The 21291-nt window shown below is 50.4% G+C and carries 21 protein-coding genes; 19 read left to right on the top strand and 2 right to left on the bottom strand.

From position 1 onward, the window contains the following. The first annotated feature begins 19 nt into the window (after positions 1-19). The 8 genes from mreB (at position 20) to BSEL_RS15840 (ending at position 5055) form a co-directional block, all read left to right on the top strand. The gene (mreB, locus tag BSEL_RS15865; protein WP_013174023.1) at positions 20-1021 is read left to right on the top strand and encodes a rod shape-determining protein; all 1002 of its coding nucleotides are present in this window, start codon (positions 20-22) and stop codon (positions 1019-1021) included. Between the two features lie 56 nt (positions 1022-1077). After that, entirely contained in the window at positions 1078-1911 is an 834-nt protein-coding gene (locus tag BSEL_RS15860; protein WP_013174022.1) for a flagellar hook-basal body protein, read from the top strand. A 27-nt stretch (positions 1912-1938) separates the two neighbouring features. Then, on the top strand, positions 1939-2769 hold the full coding sequence (locus BSEL_RS15855) for a flagellar hook-basal body protein (RefSeq protein ID WP_013174021.1): 831 nt from the start codon (positions 1939-1941) through the stop codon (positions 2767-2769). Between the two features lie 56 nt (positions 2770-2825). Further along, entirely contained in the window at positions 2826-3266 is a 441-nt protein-coding gene (locus tag BSEL_RS15850) for a DNA-directed RNA polymerase subunit beta (RefSeq protein WP_013174020.1), read from the top strand. 124 nt (positions 3267-3390) lie between these two features. Next, positions 3391-3831: a 3-hydroxyacyl-ACP dehydratase FabZ gene (gene fabZ / locus BSEL_RS15845; protein WP_013174019.1), complete on the top strand. Its 441-nt coding sequence runs from the start codon at positions 3391-3393 to the stop codon at positions 3829-3831. A gap of 249 nt (positions 3832-4080) precedes the next feature. Then, positions 4081-4227 carry a hypothetical protein gene (locus BSEL_RS17905; RefSeq protein WP_013174018.1) on the top strand — a complete coding sequence of 49 codons (147 nt, stop codon included), beginning with the start codon at positions 4081-4083 and terminating at the stop codon, positions 4225-4227. A 64-nt stretch (positions 4228-4291) separates the two neighbouring features. Further along, positions 4292-4459, top strand: coding sequence for a hypothetical protein (locus BSEL_RS17900; protein WP_013174017.1), 168 nt, complete (start codon positions 4292-4294; stop codon positions 4457-4459). Positions 4460-4776: 317 nt separating this feature from the next. Beyond that, positions 4777-5055 carry a hypothetical protein gene (locus tag BSEL_RS15840; protein WP_013174016.1) on the top strand — a complete coding sequence of 93 codons (279 nt, stop codon included), beginning with the start codon at positions 4777-4779 and terminating at the stop codon, positions 5053-5055. A gap of 53 nt (positions 5056-5108) precedes the next feature. Here BSEL_RS15840 and BSEL_RS15835 read toward each other — a convergent pair whose 3' ends face one another. Next, positions 5109-5696 carry a hypothetical protein gene (locus BSEL_RS15835; RefSeq protein ID WP_013174015.1) on the bottom strand — a complete coding sequence of 196 codons (588 nt, stop codon included), beginning with the start codon at positions 5694-5696 and terminating at the stop codon, positions 5109-5111. A 223-nt stretch (positions 5697-5919) separates the two neighbouring features. Between BSEL_RS15835 and BSEL_RS15830 the strand changes: the two genes are divergently transcribed. The 9 genes from BSEL_RS15830 to mtnA all read left to right on the top strand — a co-directional run bounded on the left by BSEL_RS15830 (position 5920) and on the right by mtnA (position 17955). After that, positions 5920-6249 carry a DUF4870 domain-containing protein gene (locus BSEL_RS15830; protein ID WP_013174014.1) on the top strand — a complete coding sequence of 110 codons (330 nt, stop codon included), beginning with the start codon at positions 5920-5922 and terminating at the stop codon, positions 6247-6249. 177 nt (positions 6250-6426) lie between these two features. After that, entirely contained in the window at positions 6427-9741 is a 3315-nt protein-coding gene (locus tag BSEL_RS15825) for an ATP-binding protein (RefSeq protein ID WP_013174013.1), read from the top strand. Continuing rightward, positions 9713-10402 (top strand): response regulator transcription factor, encoded by a 690-nt coding sequence (locus tag BSEL_RS15820; protein ID WP_013174012.1) that lies wholly within the window; start codon positions 9713-9715, stop codon positions 10400-10402. The genes BSEL_RS15825 and BSEL_RS15820 overlap by 29 nt, the downstream gene beginning before the upstream one ends. A 91-nt stretch (positions 10403-10493) precedes the next feature. Then, entirely contained in the window at positions 10494-11510 is a 1017-nt protein-coding gene (locus BSEL_RS15815; RefSeq protein WP_013174011.1) for a nucleoside hydrolase, read from the top strand. A gap of 378 nt (positions 11511-11888) precedes the next feature. Then, positions 11889-13058, top strand: coding sequence for a sugar ABC transporter substrate-binding protein (locus tag BSEL_RS15810; RefSeq protein WP_013174010.1), 1170 nt, complete (start codon positions 11889-11891; stop codon positions 13056-13058). Positions 13059-13114: 56 nt separating this feature from the next. After that, positions 13115-14629, top strand: a complete 1515-nt coding sequence (locus tag BSEL_RS15805; RefSeq protein WP_013174009.1) for a sugar ABC transporter ATP-binding protein — start codon at positions 13115-13117, stop codon at positions 14627-14629. Beyond that, a complete protein-coding gene (locus BSEL_RS15800; RefSeq protein WP_013174008.1) occupies positions 14622-15611 on the top strand; it encodes an ABC transporter permease in 990 nt (329 codons plus the stop codon). The genes BSEL_RS15805 and BSEL_RS15800 overlap by 8 nt, the downstream gene beginning before the upstream one ends. Positions 15612-15641: 30 nt before the next feature. Next, positions 15642-16883, top strand: a complete 1242-nt coding sequence (gene mtnK, locus BSEL_RS15795; protein WP_013174007.1) for an S-methyl-5-thioribose kinase — start codon at positions 15642-15644, stop codon at positions 16881-16883. Positions 16884-16890: 7 nt separating this feature from the next. Then, on the top strand, positions 16891-17955 hold the full coding sequence (gene mtnA / locus BSEL_RS15790; protein ID WP_013174006.1) for an S-methyl-5-thioribose-1-phosphate isomerase: 1065 nt from the start codon (positions 16891-16893) through the stop codon (positions 17953-17955). A 96-nt stretch (positions 17956-18051) separates the two neighbouring features. On the opposite strand, the gene BSEL_RS15785 is transcribed toward mtnA, so the two are convergent. Further along, positions 18052-18810 (bottom strand): DeoR/GlpR family DNA-binding transcription regulator, encoded by a 759-nt coding sequence (locus BSEL_RS15785; RefSeq protein ID WP_013174005.1) that lies wholly within the window; start codon positions 18808-18810, stop codon positions 18052-18054. Positions 18811-18970: 160 nt separating this feature from the next. Between BSEL_RS15785 and BSEL_RS15780 the strand changes: the two genes are divergently transcribed. Both BSEL_RS15780 and BSEL_RS15775 read left to right on the top strand, forming a co-directional pair. Next, positions 18971-19753, top strand: a complete 783-nt coding sequence (locus BSEL_RS15780; protein ID WP_013174004.1) for a class II aldolase/adducin family protein — start codon at positions 18971-18973, stop codon at positions 19751-19753. Between the two features lies 1 nt (position 19754). Then, positions 19755-21284 (top strand): aldehyde dehydrogenase family protein, encoded by a 1530-nt coding sequence (locus BSEL_RS15775; protein WP_013174003.1) that lies wholly within the window; start codon positions 19755-19757, stop codon positions 21282-21284. Positions 21285-21291: the final 7 nt, after the last annotated feature.

Below are 21291 nucleotides of genomic sequence, written 5' to 3'. Positions count from 1 at the left end.
TCAGGAGGACGAAACGATTATGTTAGGAAGAGATATCGGAATTGACTTGGGAACAGCAAACGTATTAATTCATGTGAAAGGACGGGGCATTGTACTGAATGAACCGTCTGTCGTAGCCATTGACAACTCAACAGGCAGGGTTCTCGCAGTCGGGGATGAAGCCTTCCGCATGGTCGGCCGGACGCCTGGCAACATCGTCGCAACCCGTCCGTTGAAAGACGGCGTCATCGCCGATTTTGAAACGACGGAATCCATGCTCAAACACTTCCTTGACAAAGTCCGCGTCAAAGGCTGGTTTACGAAGCCGCGGATTCTGATCTGTTGCCCGACGAACATCACGTCCGTTGAGCAGAAGGCGATTCGTGAAGCTGCAGAGAAAAGCGGCGGGAAGAACGTCTACATCGAAGAAGAACCAAAGGTTGCCGCAGTCGGCGCAGGTATGGATATTTATCAGCCGAGCGGAAACATGGTGATTGATATCGGCGGGGGAACGACAGACGTTGCGGTCCTCTCCATGGGGGACATCGTGACGGCCCAGTCGATCAAAGTGGCAGGTGACCGCTTTGACCAGGACATCCTTGCCTATATCAAAAAAGAATACAAGCTTCTGATCGGGGAGCGGACGGCTGAAGACATCAAGAAAGAAGTCGGCACGGCCTATCCGAATTCACGGGATGAAGCGATAGATATCCGCGGCCGTGACCTTGTCAGCGGTCTGCCAAGAACGATCACGGTCCGCTCTGAAGAGGTTCGTGTGTCGATGGAGGAAGCCGTCGACCAGATCGTACAGGCAGCGAAGAACGTCCTTGAAAAGACGCCGCCTGAACTGAGCGCGGATATCATCGACCGCGGCGTTATTATTACCGGCGGGGGTGCTTATCTCCACGGCATCGACAGACTCCTCTCTGATGAGCTGAAAGTGCCGGTGATGGTTGCGGAGAACCCGATGGACTGCGTGGCGATCGGAACCGGGATTATGCTCGAGAATCTTGATCGCATAAAGAAGAACATGAGCGTGTAAACGGACCGTCATTCATGAGAGGCACGACCATAAACCGATCAGTGAGGTGAGCCGCGATGCTTCGTGGATTATACACAGCCGGTGCAGGGATGATTTCCCAGCAGCGCAATCAGGAAATGCTGAGTAATAACATAGCGAATGTCAATACGCCGGGTTTCAAAGCGGACCAGGGGTCTCTTCGGACATTTCCGAATATGCTGATCCAGGCAATGGGCACGGACCATCAGTTCCCGGGCCGCAGAAGCCCGGTCATCGGCGAACTCTCAACAGGGGTCTATATGCAGGAGCGCACGCCGAATTTCCGGCAGGGGGATCTGATGGAAACGACAAATTCAACGGATATCGCTCTCTTACAGGGAGAAACCCCGATGGATGAAGACTCGGGACTCCCGGGCATGCTCGCCTTTCAGATTCAAAACGACGACGGCGACATCCGCTATACGCGTAACGGTGACTTCACCGTTGACAGTGACGGCTTTCTGACAATGGGGACCGGTCACTACGTCCTTGATACGGATGGTGCACCGATCGAAGTCGGGAACGAGGATTTCAGGGTGAACCAGAACGGCGAAATCTTCACAGACGATGCAGATGAAGTGTTTCTCGGTCAGATAGATATTATGCTGATTCCGGATCCGGGCCTTCTCGTCAAGGAAGGCAGCGGTTTTCTGAGGTATGATGGCGATGAAGCGATCGCTTCTGCCATCGGCAATGATGACGTGCTTTATCAGCTCCAGCAGGGCTATCTCGAGCGTTCCAATGTGGACGCGGGCCAGACGATGACACAGATGATGGCTGCCCTCAGAAACTTCGAAGCAAACCAGAAGGTGCTGCAAGCCTATGATCAGAGCCTTGAACGTGCTGTCAACGACATTGGCCGCATCAGATAATGGTGATCAAGAAAGGGGAAACCTCCTATGAATCAGTCCATGATTAACTCCGCAGTGACCATGGGTCAATTGCAAAAAAAGCTTGATACCGTCGGGAACAACCTGGCCAACGTCAATACGATCGGCTTTAAGCGCCGGGATGTGAGCTTTAATGATCTTTTGTTCCAACAGGTCAATAACCTGAACAGAACGGAGTTTGAAGGCGGCCGGGATACGCCTCTTGGCATACGCCGGGGAACAGGCGCCATCGCCGGACAGACGGAAATCCGGTTTGATCAGGGGGCTATTCGTGAAACCGGCCGGGATCTGGATTTCGCCATGACCGAAAAAGGCTACTTCTTTGAGATTGCCCCGGATGAAGAGGGCAACCGACGGTTCACCAGAGAAGGAAACTTCTACTACACCCCGAACCCTGCCGATGATGCAGAAAACTTCATCGTCAATTCCCAGGGGGATTTCGTCCTTGGTGCTGATGGTGAACCGCTTGTTGTCCCTGTGCCGAATGAAGGTGTAACCGTACTGAATAACGGGACCGTGAGAGTGAATTTCGCAGAAGATGAAGAAGTGGATATTGGTCAATTTCAGATGGTGAACATTACACGTCCTCAATTACTTCAAAATGTCGGAGAGAATAATTTTGTCTTTGGCGATCTCGATGAACTCGGGCTCGGCTTTGACGATGTACTTGAAGATGCAGTTGGAGAAAATGTGGTGCTACAGCGAGCCTTGGAAATGTCGAATGTGGATATGAGCAGGGAAATGACGTCCATGATCGAAGCGCAGCGTGCCTATCAGTTTAACGCGAGCGCCATCGGGATCACCGATCAGATGAAAGGTCTGGTCACGAATCTTCGCTAACTGTTTCCGGGCGGTCGTCCGGATGGTTGACTGCAGTGAAAGAAGGAGTTACAGCCATGAGTCCTAAAGAACAAAACAATGATAACGGAGTCCGCAAATCGAATGGTTCAACCAAACCGATGGAACGGGTTGCCCGTGACCATACAGGCATTAAGCAGTTTCGTCCGGACCCTCTGAATGCGCCAGATCAAAAAGAGACAGAAGAGGAGACCCGCCTCCGTTCTAAGGATCACGAGGAGCAAAGCAGGGATGAGGACGGGGAGGATGGGAAGAAGAAACGCAAACGGAAAAAGAAATACCGTATGCGGCGATTCCCGATTATCTTAAGAGTTTTGATTATACTCGCGCTTACAGCCGGCGCAGTGCTTCTCGGAGCTATGGTCGGATATGGCATTGTCGGCGACGGTGGCGATTACATGGATGTCCTCGACCCGGAAACCTGGTGGTATATTCACGACATTATTTTTCAGGATACGGAATTTGAACGCGAACGCTGAATAAGACCCGGTTGTCAGTCAAAAACTGATGAACCGGGTTTTTGTTTGCCTGATTTCTGTCTTGCATGACTCCAAAAAGCCGTGTACAATAAATAGCAGCAACAATTATGAGGAGGTCATAATTATGGAGCTCGATATTACGGCAATCAAAGAGATTATCCCGCATCGCTATCCGTTTTTGCTCGTGGATAAGATCCTTGACGTCGAAGAAGGCAAGTCAGCGACAGGCATTAAAAACGTGACCGCGAATGAAGAATTTTTCAACGGCCACTTTCCGGATTACCCGGTCATGCCCGGCGTCCTGATCATTGAAGCGCTCGCCCAAGTAGGCGCTGTGGCAATGCTGAAGCCCGAAGAAAACCGCGGACGGCTTGCGTTTTTTGCCGGTATTGATAAATGCCGATTCAAAGCACAGGTCAAACCCGGAGATCAGCTGAAGCTTGAAGTGGAGATCATCCGCTTTAAAGGACCGATCGGGAAAGGGAAGGCAACGGCATCCGTGGACGGCCAGACCGTCGCAGAAGCGGAGCTGATGTTTGCCCTTGGTGACAAGGAAGACAATTGAAGCGAGTACGTCCAGCCACCTGCAGGTACCCCCTTACCTTGCAGGTGGCTGTTTTATGTCAGTCAGATGACAGAATTGCCGGAGAATATGTAAAGGCAATGGTAGAATATCTAAAAACCGGCAAGAGGGTTTTACAGACCCCCTAACGTGAAATAGACTAACAGACGATGAGAGATCATCGTGAATCACCGCGAATCGAGAAGAGCTGTCGAACTCATCTGGCAAAAACCAAAAAGGAGGATGCATACGATGAAAAAGAAAGCACTGATCGGATTGTTTTCAAGCATGTTGGCGTTAGGTGTCATGGGCGCGTGCGGCAACGTTGATGATCTGAATGATGATTTGAATGACGATCCAATGATGGAAAACAATGACCCGATGAACGATGATATGTAAGATGACCAGGTAATGTGGAGAGAACGTGAAAAATAATCTTGAAAATTCTAGGAGGAATGAACTCATGAAGAAGAAACTGCTATTGACTATGCTCTCAGGGATGCTGACAGTCGGATTTTTAGGGGCCTGCGGGAACGTTGATGACCTCGACGACAACTTGGATAATGATCCAATGATGGAAGATAATGATCCAATGATGGAAGATAACGATCCAATGAACGACGACATGTAAGCTGGAGCCCCCGCTTTTGTTTGAACATGTGTAAAATGACAATCCCCTTTTATCATAACCGCATCCTGCATAGGCAGGGTGCGGTTTTACGTATGCCGTAGCCGGATGAGAGGAAGGGGGGGATGTTACGCACAAACACGGACATGTTAAGCAGTAATGCGGTACTTTCACACAACATTATCCAAAAACAGTGAAACAGTACGTAAAAGGCGTAAATCCCATTGTGACAAAAGTTGTCCGGGTGTAAGATGATCACAGGTTGCAAGGACAACCTTGAAAGACCACTTTGAAACATAACGATTAGGAGGATGTTCAGAATGAAGAAAAAAATCAGTTTATCCGCAATGGCAGGTCTGTTGTCTGTAGGGATGCTCGCGGCATGCGGCAACGATGACGGCAACCTCAATACAGAAAATAACGGGTTCGACAACAACCTCGATACGGAAGAAAACGTGGAAATCGATGCAGAGAACGAAGAAAACGGCACGGACCTCGACGTGAACGAAGAGGAGTTCAATGAGCCGGAAGACGGCGATTATGACAATGACGATATGGAAACAGACCTTGATGAAGAGGATGATTCCGTCGTCGAATAAGTAAGATAGGAAAGAGGCCGGGGCATGTCCCGGCCTCTTTTTGTCCAATTTGATCAGTTTTCAATAATCACGATCACAATAGCCATGTTCTCTTCGTCTTCCGCATAGTGCGTCAGGGAAAAGGAGGCATTGTGAGAAGCGTCCGGTGAGACACCCATGACGCTGTAGTTGACGTCACTCTCCATTTCCTGAATGGACTCATAGCCTTGTGAAGAGACGTAATCACGGTAGAGGTCATAAACCTCTTTTGCATCCTCACTGAACAGGTACTGCACGGTAAACATCACTTCCTGCCCATCGGCCACGCGCTGATTGCCAACAAACTGTGCGCTGTCCGGAAACGGGATATCTTCCGGGAAATCCTCATGCAGTTCCGTTGCAACGCCGCTGCCAAAAGAGAACGTTTCTTCACCGTCTTCTCCTGTTCCTGACATGGAAAAACCGTCATCATCCACACTGAACCCGACCGATTGACTGGTTCCCTCCCCATCTGTCACGGTTATGGCATCTTCTGTGTCGCCCCTAGCCATTCCGACGAAATCAATGCTTACCTCACTGTCATCGTCTCCGGGGATCGTGATGCTTCCGCATGCACTTAAAACGAGCGTCCCGGCAATGATCCACCATGCTTTTTTCATCATTCTGCTCACTCCTTTTAGTAGTTTATCTTTAAAAATGACTTCTATCCGTCAGTTATTGACAAAGTTTAGCAGGTGAAGGTTAAGGTAGCGTTAAGTATCAAGAAATTTTTGAAAATAAAAACAATACTCACTGTTTATACAAAGCTTAACTTGGATTTAACGTTTGCGCGTTATGATGAAAGTAATAAATCATCATCAAATCACGAAAAAGGAGGAAACAGAAATGACTGACAAAGTGCAAACAGATCCACAGGGTGTATTCAGGGAGGACGGGGGCGGAAAAAGCTCTACCGGGCTCGATCAGAATCTCGCAGGATTACTTGCGTATGCATTCGGTTTTATTTCAGGCATCTTATTATTCGTCCTCGAAAAAGACAGTAAATTCGTTAAGTATCACGCGCTTCAGTCGATCTTTATCTGGCTCGGACTGTTCGTTGTGAGCATGGTGGTCGGCTTTATCCCGTTGATCGGTTGGCTGATTTCCCTTCTCATCGCACCGGTCGGGTTTATCATCTGGATCTACTGCATGGTAAAAGCGTATCAGGGAAGCTGATTTAAGTTCCCTGTGGCAGGCAACATTGCCATGCAGCAGGTGGCGGATATGAACAAGTAACGGTTGCTTCTCAATCAGGGCTGCGAGGGTGATCCTCACAGCCCTGATTTTTCATTTCTTTCACAAAATGATGTAAATATTTACTTTAATCAGTATAATAGAAGGATAGACAGAACGTTGAATCGAACGAAGCGGCAGGTGAATGACGTGCGATGCATCAGAATAACAGTCCAGGCTATACTGATCGCGATCCTGTTCAGTTTGCCCGCATTCGTGATGGCAGAGGATGAGCGATACATACTCAATGACCATACAGAGCGACTCGATCTCTATCCGTCCATGATGATGTATAAAGACCGTTCACGTACGATGACGCCTGAGGATGCGCTCGAAGCCCTTTCTGGGAATGAGTTTGTCCAGAGCAGCGAGGTGGATCAGCGGTCCGGCTTTTTTAAGACGGCGACCTGGCTGTCTGTTCAGGTTGAAAATCAATCCGATCAGGATGACTGGCTGATTGAATTTGCCTTTCCGCTGATTTACGAGCTGGCTGTCTACGAGGTGGAGGATCAAACACCTGTGCCACTCTATGAGACAGGAGCAGTCGGGTTCCCCTTTGATCACCGGGAAGTCAGACACCGGCATTTTCTCTTTCCTGTGACGGTCGGGCAAAGCGAGACGGCCCACTACCTGATCCGTGCGAAAGGCGGGGGTGATCTGCACCCGCCGATCACCCTCCAGACGCCGCGCTATCAGACGGAGCGGATGCAGCAGGACCTGATTCTTCTTGGAATCTTCTATGGCATCGTCGGTGTGATGATCCTGTACAATCTGTTTTTGTTTGTCAGTCTTAAGATCAGAAGTTATCTCTACTATGTGCTTGCCATGTTTTGTACATTGATGGGTAAGATCTCAATCAACGGTGTCGGGTTTCAGTACCTCTGGCCGGAGAGTCCGGGATGGAACCTGATCTCCACACCTTTCTGGGTCAGCCTCGGCAGCATTTTCATTCTGCTTTTCACGCGCTCATTTTTGGAGACGGACCGACATTTTCCGTACTTTTTAAAGATGGCATTCTTTTTGATCATTTGGCACGGCGTCGTGATCGCGCTCTTGTTTGTCGCCCATATTCCGGCATTGAATCTCATGATTGCAGGGGCTTTAGCAACCTTTGTCACGGTCCTGATCACGGCATTCCGGTCCCTGATCCGCGGAGTGAGGCAGGCGCGTTTTTTCTTTCTCGGCTGGCTGATTTTTTTGAGCGGCGTGACAGTGACGATTCTTGAACGGGCCGCGGTAATTCCGTATTCCCTGTTCGCAGAGTATGCGGGGCAGGGGGCAATGACGGCGGAGGTTGTGCTGCTAAGTTTGGCTTTGGCGGATAAAATACAGATTATGCGAGAGGAGAAAGCCGCGGCGGAAGAAGAAGCGAGAGAAAGTCAGCAAGAAGCACTGGAAAACCTCAGGAAAGCGGATGCCCTGAAGAATGAGTTTCTTGCGGTGACTTCCCATGAACTGAGGACTCCGCTATACGGCATGATCGGGATTGCCGAGTCTCTGAAAGAAGGTGCAGCGGGAGAGCCTCCTGAAGACATGAAAGATCAGCTTGATACGATTGTGGCGAGCGGGAACCGGCTCGCACATCTGATTAACGATATTTTGGATTTTTCCAAACTGAAGCACGGTTCCCTCCGCCTCGATGTGAAAGCAGTTGACGTGAAGCATTTGGCGTCTTTTGTGACCGCGGTGACAGGCCCGTTGATTGCCGGGAAACCGGTTCTCATGCAGATCGACATGCCCGATGATCTCCCGAGGGTAAAAGCGGATCCGAACCGGATCCAGCAGGTGCTGTACAACCTCGTGGGAAATGCCATTAAGTTTACGGAAAAAGGAAGGATCACTCTTTCTGCAAAAGCGGCAGGCAAGTTTGTGACTGTCCGAGTGTCAGACACGGGGATAGGCATTCCGAAACAAGAGCGGGACGCCATCTTCGATCCATTCGTGCAGGTCGATCAGCTTTCCGATCATCGGCCTGATGGAACGGGGATCGGCCTGACGATTACAAAGCAGCTGTTGGAGCTCCATGACAGCCGGCTTGAGGTGGATACGGATACCGAGGAAGGGGCATCCTTTTTCTTCGCACTCCCAATCCATCAAGAGTCGGAAGACGTGAGAGAGGCGACGGAGATTCCGGAGGTCTATACGGCCCCGCCTGCAGAGAGAAATACGCAGCGATATACGGTGGGCAGCGCCAAAGCCCGAATCCTGATTGCCGATGATGAGCCGGTCAACCTGCAAGTCCTGACGAATCAGCTCAGTCTTGAAGGTTATGAGACGCACCTTGCGTCGAGCGGAGAAGAGGTGCTTGATTTCATCGCAGCGGAATCCTTCGACCTCATCATTCTTGATTTGATGATGCCGGGGATCTCGGGCTATGAGGTGTGTGTCTCGCTCCGCGAAGATTTTTCCCTCGTCGATCTGCCGATACTGATGCTTACGGCAAAGAGCGGGCTGGATGACAAAGTGATTGCCTTTGAAGCAGGAGCGAATGATTATCTCGTCAAACCGTGCGAACGTCTTGAACTGACTTCGAGAGTGAGAACCTTGATCCGGATCAAAAAGATGAATGAGGAACTCAAGGCATTGAACGTTGAACTCGAGGAGAAGGTGGCAGAACGAACGAAAGCTCTCGGAACATCAAATGAGGCACTGACGAGAGCGAATAAGAGCCTTGTTGCGGCGGAGGATGCCAGAAAGCAGCTCCTCTCGAACATTGCACATGAACTGGGAACGCCGGTTGCGCTGATTCACAGCTATATGCAATCCGTCAGGGCGGGGCTGATTGCCATGGATGATCCGTACTATCACCAGCAAGTGGAAAAGAAAATCCAGATTTTGAACCGGTTGATTTCAGACCTCTTCGATTTGGCCCGCTTTGAACAGGATCATAAGATTCTGCAAAGAGAGACTTTCTCTGTTTCGGATTGGCTGACGAAGGTGGATGAAACATGCCGCTTTGAAGTCACACAGCATCATCGCCGTTACGAAGGGCCTGAAATCGGGGCGTTTGAACCTTACAAAAGGGAATGGTACTGCCACGTTGATGTCGAAAGGATGGATCAGGTGCTTTCGAATCTGATCGTAAATTCAGTCAAGTTTACGACTGAGGACGACGGAACAATCCGGATCACAGCGGAGTGGGATCTGAATGAACGAAAGCTAGTCATAGGTATTCACGATAACGGGGCAGGGATTCCAAAAGAAGCCGTTCCTTTTATGTTTGACCGGTTTTACAGGGCCGGGGACCACAGCGGGTTTAAACCGAAAGGCTCAGGGCTCGGACTGGCCATTGTCAAACAGATTATCGAGAGCCACGGAGGAGAAGTTGACGTGACAAGTGAGCAGGGAAAAGGCACCTCCTTTTTCATCACCGTTCCGATGATCAACCGAAGGGAGCTGAAAGACCTTGCAGACGATTATGATCGTGGACGATGAACAGGGACTCAGGGAAATGACCGATCTGTATCTGAAGAGTAAAGGCTACGGGACCATATTGGCTGAGGATGGAGAGCGTGCCCTTTCGCTCATTCAGGATACCGTTCCGGATCTTATACTTCTTGATATTGAGATGCCGGGCATGGATGGACTCGAGGTATGCCGTGAAATAAGAAGCCAACTGTCGATACCGGTCATCTTTCTCAGTGTGAGGAGAAGTACGATGGACAAGGTGGCCTGTTTTGAACTGGGGGCAGACGATTATATGACGAAACCCTTCGATTTTGAGGAGCTCGAAGCACGGATCAAAGCCAATATCCGCATGTATGCGATGAACCCCTCGTCTGAAGGCCCTAAACTTCGTTATGGGCATCTTGTCATTGATCCCGAAGCCTGTAAATGCGAAGTGGAAGGGGAATCCATCAGCCTGACGGCGAAAGAAATGAAGCTGTTGCTGCATTTTGCGAAACATCCTAACCAGGTCTGGACACACGAACAGCTGTATGATCGGATCTGGAATTTGGATGCAACAGGTTATGTGGAGACGGTGAAAGTGCATATCAGTCATCTCCGGCGAAAAATCGAACGGACCCCGAATCGTCCTGAATATATTCAGACGGTCCGCGGGTTTGGCTATCGCTTCGTTCCCGGGAAACACTAGATTCTTTATTGTTGAGGCGTCTATACGTTTTGGGTCTGATCGTCTATACTGAGAGCGGGATACACGACTACAGAAAAGAAGGAGCATCATTATGACAAAACGGAAAATCATCATCGATACGGACCCTGGCATCGACGACACATACGCGATTATCGCAGCGCTGTCTTATTCAGGTTTTGACGTCATTGGCATCACCGTCGTCGCCGGCAATGTCGGCCTCGAGCCCTGTGTGGAAAACGCCCTTGGGATCGTCAATCTCATGGACGCGGACTGCCTCGTTTATCCGGGGGCGACGGGATCCTTAATGCAGCTCGATCAGGCATCAGGCTACGAGCTGAAGACGACGGTGCACGGGGAGCGGGGCCTCGGCAGCGTGACGCTCACACCTGACCCGTCCAAGAAAAGTGATACCCACGCCGTGGATTTCATCCTCGAGACAGTGAAGGCGCACCCGGGTGAGGTGGAGATCATCTCGCTCGGGCCGATGACGAACCTCGCCCTTGCCATTGAGAAAGACGAAGAGACGATGAAGCAGGTGAAGACGATCTGGTCCATGGGCGGCGGGGTTCACCGCGGCAACCGGACACCGGTAGCGGAGTTCAACTACTGGTTTGACCCGGACGCCGTCCAAAAGACGTACGCCATCGGTGAAGACGTCACGTTCAACATGATTGGCCTCGACATCACCCATCAGACGAAGCTTACCTTGGACGACCTCTTCTTTTTGAAGAAAGAGTGCGGAGAGACCGGGCGCATGCTCAGTGAGATGGCCGAGCACTACCAGGACATGTACTGGCAGTTCATCAAACAGACAGGCGTCATCATTCATGACCTTGTCACGGTCATGGTGGCGATCGATCCGGAACTGACCGATGAGTTCGACATTCTGAGAGGCGCGAACCTCCAGATTGAGACTGAGGGGATCTGTAAAGGCCAGACTGTTGTGCAGAAGCAGGCGACGCTTTTCGCTGACAGTGGTCTCCCGCGCAATGCGAACGTCTACATGGACATCGACAACATCGCGTTTAAGAAAGCCTTTATGAAGCTTTGTTTCCCGGGCGCCTATGACGATTACCGGCGCTATATCCTGCAGGAAAAGCACGGGTGAATGTATTCATCAAATGAAATTCGATTAGACAAACCAGGCAGCCTGCTCATTTGAGCGAGGCTGCCTGGTTTGTTTGCCTTTACGTCTTCATATCATGTCTTTTAAGAAAGTGTGCTCGAAACAGGCGTAACGAGATACATACGGTGTCTAAAATACCAAGAAATCCTATAAACCACACAAAACTACATATTATCCGGTCTAATATTGGATTATCGTTGTTTTTCTTATGGTTCATCCAAAATAATTACTGAAAACCAACAGAAACAAAATATATATATAAAAACAGAAATAAAACATTGATAAAACAAAAATAACGTGGTGTATTTTTTGTAATGAATGTGAAAGCGCTTTATCAATTAAAAAGAGAGGCAAAACAAAATGAAAAAGGGGATCCTTGGAAAGTCGCTGTTGGTTGCTGCTGTTTCGACAGTTTTACTGGCCGGTTGTGGAGAAGATGATGCCAATATGAACAATAATGTAAACGATGCAGACAATGACGGTAATGAGTCAGAGGAAAACGACGCAAATGGCAATGATAATGCCGGGGCTTCAATGGAAGGTGTGCCTGATCGCTTTGCAGGTGATGAGGAGATTGATATTCGTGTCATCCGAAAAATCGGAGGCGATAACCATACTGCCCAGTTCCTTGCAGGAGCAAGAGAAGAGGGAGCTTCTCTTGGATTTAATGTGGATATCTTTACGGCAAACGGAAATACGGCTCAGTTCCACGATGCCATTGCTCAGGCGATTCAAGAAGACGTGGACGGTCTGATTATCTCTCACGGTGATGATGATGCGACATTTGAAGCCGTTGAGGATGCCCGTGCAGCAGGCATTGAAGTCGTCGCATTCGATTCCGTTCCGGAGCTGACGGAGATTGATAACGTAACCGTGACGTCTCAGGATGATGAAGCCCTTGCCACCCTGGCACTCGATCAGCTCGTGGAAGATTTTGATGGGGAAGCGAACATCGTGTACTTGTGGGTGGATGGATTCCCGCCTATGGTTCGCAGAAATAATGTGTACATGGAATTCATGGAGGAATTTGAAGGGTTGAATGAAGTAGACCGCTTTGGTGTTGCTGCGGAAGACACGACCGTTCAGACACAGAACGCTGTTGCCGCGATGCTGAATGCAAGAGGTGAGGGCGAAATCGATGCGATCTTTGCAACATGGGATGCCTTTGCCATTGGCGCTGCCCGTGCGATCACAGAAGCCGGCCGCGATGAAATCAAGATTTACGGCATCGACGTATCGAACGCCGACCTTGAAATTATGCAGCAGGAAGGCAACCCTTGGGTTTACACGGCTACCGTTGATCCGCAGTTAATCGGTGCAGTAAACATGCGTATCCTTGCGAAGAAGCTCGCCGGAGAAGACACACCTGACACGTACGACCTTGAAGCGAGTCTGATTTCTCAGGAACAGCTTCAGGCAAGTGATACACCGGTCAATATGGAATCACTCAGTGATATCGTGCCGGGCTGGGGAGAGACGGATTCTTTCCTTGAGGACTGGATGGAAGTATTGAAGAGTCAAAATCAATAATGACAAAAGGAGAGGAGGATAATCATCCTCCTCTTTTTTGAAAGGAGGCGGATTCATTGGGAAAGACGGTCTTTGAAATGAAAAACATCACCATTGAATTTCCTGGTGTGAAGGCCCTGGATTCGGTGAATTTCATTACGGAATCAGGTGTATCCCACGCCCTGATCGGGGCCAACGGGGCTGGCAAATCAACGCTGATGAAGGTTCTGTCAGGGGCCTACAATCACTATACCGGTGAGATTTTCATGAACGGTGAAAAGGCGACGATCCGCTCACCGAAGGATGCTCAGGATCTCGGGATTCAAATTGTGTATCAGGAAGTGGACACGGCTCTGATCCCGTATTTGAGTGTCGCGGAAAATATCATGTTAAATGAGACAGTCAGTGACCTTGGAAAACGCCAGACGGTGGATTGGAAACATATCTACACACGTGCAAAAGAAGTCCTCGACAGCATTCATGTCAGTGTGTCACCGAGAAAGCTCGTCAGTGAACTGAGCTTATCAGAGAAACAAATGATTTTGATTGCAAGAGCTGTATCAAGGGATTGCAAGCTGCTCGTCCTCGATGAGCCGACGGCACCGCTCAGTATGACCGAGACGGATGAGCTGTTCCGGATCGTCAGGGATCTGATCAGCCGCAACGTCGGCGTCGTCTTTATCTCTCACCGTCTTCCGGAACTGTTTGAGATCTGTGAAGAGATTACCATTATGAAAAACGGTCAGTTTGTCATTAAGGAACGCATCGCAAATACGAATATAAACCGTGTGGTTGAACATATGCTTGGTCAGAAACTCGGTGATCAGTTTCCGGAGAGAACGGCGGACATCGGGGAGATTATGCTCGATGTGAAAGAGCTGAATGATCATCAGAAGGTCAACGGCGTCACGCTTCATACGAAAAAAGGTGAAATCGTCGGCATCGCAGGACTCGTCGGAGCGGGGAAAACAGAGTTTTGCAAAGCGCTCTTCGGCGAGACAAAAAAGCTCGACGGCACAATTACACTGGACGGCAAATCGCTGAAACTGAAGTCACCGTATGACGCCGTAAACGCCGGGATGGCCCTTGTCCCTGAAGAACGCCGCAAGGAAGGGGTCCTCGTGCATGAGAACGTCACGGTCAACTTCAGTGCGGCCAGTATGAATCATTTTTTAAAGGCGTTCAGTTTTCTCGATTTCCGTAAAGAAACTGCCAAGGCGAAGGAGATGATCGGGAAACTCGGGGTTAAAACGCCTTCTGAGAAAACGATCGTTGAAAATCTGTCCGGCGGGAACCAGCAGAAGATCGCCATCGGCAAATGGCTCGTCGCCGATGCGCAGCTTTACCTGTTTGATGAACCGACAAAGGGCGTTGATGTCGGGGCGAAGAAAGACATCTATACGTTAATTACACAGCTCGCGGAAAAAGGAAAGTCCGTCATTTATGCATCCAGTGAACTGTCTGAGATCATGGGGATCTGTGATCGGATCTATGTCATGTATGACGGCAAAATTGTAAAAGAAGTACGTAAAGAAGAAACAAACGAAGAAATGTTGCTTCTTTATTCGACTGGAGGCGGGGAAAGTGAGTAAATCCAATACCAATACGGCAAAGCCCGGCTTTGACCTCTTCGATTTTTTGTACCGCTATGGAACACTGATTCTGATTGTCGTGCTCATTATCTTCTTCACATTAATGAACCCGAATTTCCTTTCTACGGGGAACATCATCAATATTTTACGCTCCATTTCCATCGTGACGATTATTGCTGTCGGGATTACGATCTCGCTGTCGGTCAACGGGTTTGATCTCTCCGTCGGCTCGGTGGCATCGCTTGCGAACGCTGTGGTCATTTCCATGTTTGTCTGGTACCAGCAGCCGACGATGATCGCCATCGCAGCGGGGATACTAGCAGCCCTCGCAGTCGGCGCGTTCAATGCCTTTATGATTGTCAAAGTGCGCATCCCTGATTTGTTAATGACGCTCGCGACGATGTTCATTATCCAGGGTGTGGCGCTGACTTATACACGTGGTGCCACCGTGTCCCAAAACATGATCATGCCGGATGGCACGTTCGCCGAAGGGCAAATTCCTGCGCTCTTCGCCGCACTTGGGCGCGTCCCGTGGATTATCATTATTATGGCGATTACCGTCCTCGTCGTGCACATCTTTTTGACGTATACGAAGCATGGCCGGTATATGTACGTCATTGGCGGGAATCAGGAAGCGGCAAGGCTGTCGGGTATTCCCGTCAACAAATACAAAGTGATTGCGTATTTGCTGTCTGCGACGTTTGCCGCAATCGGGGGTATGATCCTCGCGTCGCGCATCATGACCGCGGAAATCAATGCCGGAGGTCCCTATCTGATGGATGCCGTAGCCGCGGCCTTTATCGGGTTTGCCGTCCTCGGAGCCGGGAAGCCCAATGCCTTCGGGACGTTTATCGGTGCCGTGCTGATCGGGATTCTGGCCAACGGGCTTGTGATGATGAGTGTGCCTTATTATGCGATGGATATCGTAAAAGGGACGATTCTCGCTTTGGCCCTTGCATTGACCTATTACAAAATCAAATAAAGCGTTAGAAAACAAAAGGAGGATTTATCCATGACGAATCAGGATTTTGCTTCCAGCTACACGACCATGAAGGAAGAAGACGTGAAAGCTTATGTGACGTCACAGATGCGCTATTTTTCAGAAGATGCAGAGCTCGATGTCAAAGAAATCGGGGATGGGAACCTGAACTACATCTTTCGCGTGAAGGACAAAGCGACAGACCGTTCGGTGATTATCAAACAGGCCGGGCCGGTTGCCCGTATCTCCGATGAGTTCGTCGTATCCCCGGATCGAAACCGGATTGAATACGATATTTTGAAGCTGCAGGGTGAACTTGCCCCGGGACTTGTGCCGGGGGTGTACCATTATGATTCGATGATGAACTGCATGTCCATGGAAGATTTATCGGATCATCAGATTATGCGTGATGCCCTGATGGAAAAAAAGCACTTACCGGCGTTTTCTGATCACATCACGACGTTTCTCGTGAAGACACTCCTTCACACATCCGACGTGGTGATGAATCATAAGGAGAAGAAAGACGAAGTCCGTTCCTTTATCAATCCGGATCTTTGTGAGATCAGTGAAGACCTCGTGTTCACGGAACCGTTCTACGATTGCCCGCGAAATGACGTGTTTGAAGGAACGAAGCCCGTGGTGGAGCAGGAAATTTGGGCAGACGAGGCGCTGAAGCTGGAGACGGCGAAACTGAAATTTGACTTTATGACCCATGCTCAGGCGCTGATTCACGGGGATCTTCATACCGGATCGGTGTTTGTTCAGGAAGGCTCGACGAAGGTCATCGATCCGGAATTCGCATTTTACGGTCCGGCGGGCTATGACGTGGGGAACGTGGTGGCGAATTTGATGTTTGCCTACGTGAACGGCAGCGTCACGATGGATGCGGGCACGGAAAAAGAAGAGTATCTTGCGTTTCTTGAACGCACCATAAAAGAAGTGGTGGATCTCTTTATCTCGAAGTTTCAGGCAGAGTGGGACTCCGTCGAAAAAGACCGCACGGCAACGTACGAGGGATTTCAAGCGTATTATCTTGATGGCATCCTCGAAGATGCGTCAGGTGTCGCCGGCTGCGAGCTGATCAGACGCACCGTCGGCATCGCCCACGTGAAAGATCTGACCGCAATCGAAGACGAAAAGGCCCGCGTCAGAGCGGAGACGGTATGTCTTCGAACCGGCAAACGGCTGGTGATGGACCGGGCAGCGATCAAGAGCGGCGCAGCGTTCTTTGATGTCCTTCAAAAACAGCTGTCAGACACGATGAAGGAGGCGTAATCAAACGATGGAAGAACTGGTGATTGAATCCGTAAAGCTTGATGATGAGCGGGATACTCTGATTGTCCTTGATCAGACGGTGTTGCCGACGTCGGAGAGCTATCTTGATCTGACGACCGTGGAAGGCGTTTGGGAAGCGATTTATGAACTGAAAGTCAGAGGCGCACCTGCAATCGGGATCGCAGCGGCCTACGGAGTCTATCTCGCTGTGAAACAGGAAGATGACAGTGACCGTACCGGATTTATTAAGGCCTTCGACAAAGCGAAAACCTACCTGGCCTCTTCGAGACCTCCGGCAGTCAATCTGTTTTGGGCCCTTGACCGGATGGCTGACAGACTGAAAAAGAGTGCAGAGAATCAGGCAAGCGTTCCTGAAATGAAGGCGGCGTTAAAAGAAGAAGCGCAAAAGATCCGTGACGAGGATGAGGAAGTATGTAAATCCATCGGTGAACATGCGCTGACCCTGTTGAAACCGGATATGGGCATCCTTACTCACTGTAACGCCGGTACCGTTGCCACGGCGAAATACGGGACGGCTCTCGCACCGCTTTATCTCGGTCACGAACAGGGATACAATTTCCGCGTATACGCCGATGAGACGAGACCGCTGTTACAAGGGGCGAGACTCACCGCCTGGGAACTTCAGAAGGCGGGCATTGACGTGACCCTGATCTGTGACAATATGGCCTCGATTGTCATGAAAGAACAGAAGATCCAGGCGGTCCTCGTCGGCTGCGACCGCGTTGCGGCAAACGGTGATACGGCGAATAAGATCGGCACATCCGGCGTTGCCATTATGGCCAAACATTACGGGATTCCGTTTTACGTATGTGCCCCGATGTCGACGATTGACCTTGAGTGTGCGACCGGAGAAGAGATTGAAATCGAACTGAGAAGTGACGAGGAAGTGACCGAGAAGTGGTACGAGACGCGCATGGCACCAAAGGACGTCTCCGTTTATAATCCGGCTTTTGACGTAACTGATCACACGCTCATCACAGGGATTGTGACGGAGAAGGGCATCGTATATCCGGACTATAAGACCGGTTTAAAAGAGATCTTCCGCCCCTGAGGCAACAGAAATAAGCCGCAGGCAGAGAATCAGCATCTCTTGTCTGCGGCTTTTGTTTTCTCTTACTGTCCGTAACATCCCCAAACCCGGCCGGTGTTACGCCTGGTGAAGATCGATCCCCTGCCCTTCAAGGAAAGCGTGCCAATCCTCTGATAAAGGCCCGTCGACCACGACGTGATCAACCGGCTCAAAGCCAGAGATCCTTGTGAAGGACGTCTTATCAAACTTCGTGTAATCGGCAATCAGGAAGACGGTGTTTCCGTGTCTGGCGGCGATTTTTCGAATGCCGGCCTGCAGTTCATTCGAATCCGTGATGCCGTGTTCCATACTGACGGAGCGGCAGGAGATGAAGGCCGTGTCAAAATAGTAATTCTCAAGCGACTCTTCGGAGAGTCTGCCGAGATTGGACTGGGATGACCGGGCAAACTGGCCACCGATGACCACGACGTTAATGGTCGGATTCTCATTCAGTGACTGGACGACTTTAATCGAGTTCGTCACGACGGTCAGCTGCATATCCGTCAGCATCGTCGCGATCATGAGCGACGTGGTCGACGCATCAAGGAAGATCGAATCGCCGTTATGGATATGCTTCATACACTCTTTGGCGATCTTTTTCTTCCCTTCGACGTGGATATGCTCACGGAGATTGATGTCCACATCGTTTTGGACGCCTTCGGAGATATAAGCGCCACCGTATGTCCGTGTTAATATGCCTTCCTCTTCGAGCTGCTTCAGATCACGGCGGATGGTTTCCTCGGTTACTTTGAACTCTTTGGTCAGCTCGGCAACGATGATGCTTTTCTTTTCGATAATCTGTTCTTTTATGGCTTTCTTTCGTTCAATTGCCAGCATTGGCCTCACCTCATCAAATTAATGCCTCAAGTATACCATGTTTTTGATGGTTTATCGATAGTAAATCCAACTAAAACCACTTAAAAAACAAAGATAAACAAAATAAAAGTTGACAAAAACAACATAAACAAAGAAAATGAAAGAAAGGAGGCTGGATCCTATGGCGACAGCTAAATATCTGTCTGATTTTGAAGCGAAAAAGATGATCTGTGAAATTGGAGATCGCATATATAAAAAGAACTTCGTGGCCGCAAATGATGGAAACATCTCCGTTAAAGTGGGAGACAATACCATTTGGACGACCCCAACAGGTGTCAGTAAGGGCTTTATGCGACCGGATATGATGGTGAAGATGAACCTCGACGGAAAAATCCTGCAAGGGAAGATGAAGCCCTCGTCGGAAGTGAAAATGCACCTGCGTGCCTATAAAGAAAACACGGAGATCCGTTCCGTTGTCCACGCCCATCCGCCGGTGGCGACGTCCTTTGCCATTGCCGGCGTGGAACTGAATCGCCCGATCTCTCCGGAGGCCGTTGTCCTGCTTGGGACCGTTCCGATTGCCGAGTATGCAACACCCGGCACGGAAGAGGTGCCCGAATCGATTGCGCCATATTGCAACACGCACAATGCCGTACTTCTCGCCAATCACGGGGCACTGACCTGGGGGAAGGATATCATCGAAGCCTACTACCGGATGGAAAGTCTTGAGCACTACGCCCTCATGACGATGTATTCGACGAACATCATTCAAAAGACGAATGAACTGAACTGCGATCAGATCTCGGATTTGATGGGAATCCGTTCAAAGCTCGGTATCCATTCAGGAGGGACCCCGTCTTGTCAGCCCGAGAGACAGGAAACGAAGAAGGATGTCGATATTGAAGCGATCGTGGCGGCAGTGACCCAGGAAGTGATCGGGAAGCTGCAGGAAAGGAGGAATTGACGTGTCGATCTCTGAAGACATGCTCAAACAGATTGTCAAATCTGTCATGAACAATGTGGAGAAGGAACTTGGCGAAAGCCCCAAGCCGCAGCCTCGCACGATCCCCGTGACGGTTCTGAACGAGGTGACCCCGGTAAAAGAAAGTAGAGATCCGTCCCCGGTGCATCAGCATGTGCTTGGCGTCTTCCCTGACGTCGATCAGGCGGTCCATGCCGCAGCCGGTTCGCAAAAAGAATGGGTGAAGCGCCCGGTGAGTGAGCGCCGAGTGATCCTCGAGGCGATGAAGCAGACGGTGGACAGTCAGAAAGAACGCTATTCCGAACTCGCCGTGGAAGAGACGGGTCTCGGAAACGTGGCAGACAAGATCGCAAAGCATGAACTGATCATCACCAAGACCCCGGGTGTGGAAGATTTGCGAACCGACGCCGTCAGCGGTGATCACGGTCTGACCATTGAAGAAGATGCGCCGTTTGGGGTGATCGGTGCGGTGACGCCGGTGACGAACCCGACGACGACCGTCATTCACAACAGCCTCGTGATGCTTGCGGCGGGCAATGCGGTGGTCTTCAACGTCCATCCATCGTCGAAAGCGACATGCCAGCGCGTCGTCAGTGATCTGAATGCCGCCATCAAAGACGCCGGCGGACCGCAGAATCTCATCACGATGATCGCAGAGCCGACCCTGGATACGCTCAATCAGCTCGCAGGCCATCAGGAGATCCGGCTTCTCGTCGGAACCGGTGGTCAGGGTCTCGTCCGTTCCCTGTTGCAATCCGGCAAGAAAGCGATCGGTGCAGGGGCAGGCAATCCGCCTGTGATTGTCGATGAAACCGCGGACATTGAAGCGGCGGCCAAAGCCATCATCCTAGGGGCGTCCTTTGATAACAACATCCTCTGTATTGCGGAGAAAGAAGTCTTTGCCCTCGACGTGATTTACGATGACCTGATTTATCACTTACTCCAAGAGGGTGCTTACATGCTCAGTGAATCGGAGCTCTCACAGGTCATGAAGACCGTCCTTGTCGGCGATGCGCCGATTGAAGCGGCGAAGAGCTGTTCTGTGTCTGTGAGGCCGGATCTTCATATCGCCAAAGCCTGGGTCGGAAAAGAGGCATCGGCGATTTTGAAAGCGGCTACAGGAAAGGATCTCCCGGTGAAGCTGTTGATCTGTGACGTCGAGGCAACGCATCCTTTCGTACAGCTTGAACAGATGATGCCCGTGCTGCCGATCGTCCGCATGCCGGACTTTGACGCTGCTGTGGAAGCCGCTGTGAAGGCGGAAAAGGGGAATCGGCACACGGCCGTCATCCACTCGAAGAACGTGGATCGGCTGACGCAGTTCGCAAGGCGCATTGAGACGACGATCTTTGTCAAAAATGCTTCCTCCCTTGCAGGCGTCGGCTTTGGCGGTGAAGGTTATGCGACGATGACGATCGCAGGACCGACCGGTGAGGGGATTACATCTCCGCGGACGTTTACAAGAAAGAGGCGATGCGTGCTCGCAGAAGGCGGCTTTCGCATAATCGGCTGAAAGGATG

It is taken from the genome of [Bacillus] selenitireducens MLS10 (genome assembly GCF_000093085.1).
GTDB classification, from domain to species: domain Bacteria; phylum Bacillota; class Bacilli; order Bacillales; family Salisediminibacteriaceae; genus Salisediminibacterium; species Salisediminibacterium selenitireducens.
Note: the sequence above shows the minus strand (reverse complement) of the source record. Positions and strands in the feature narration are given on the sequence as shown.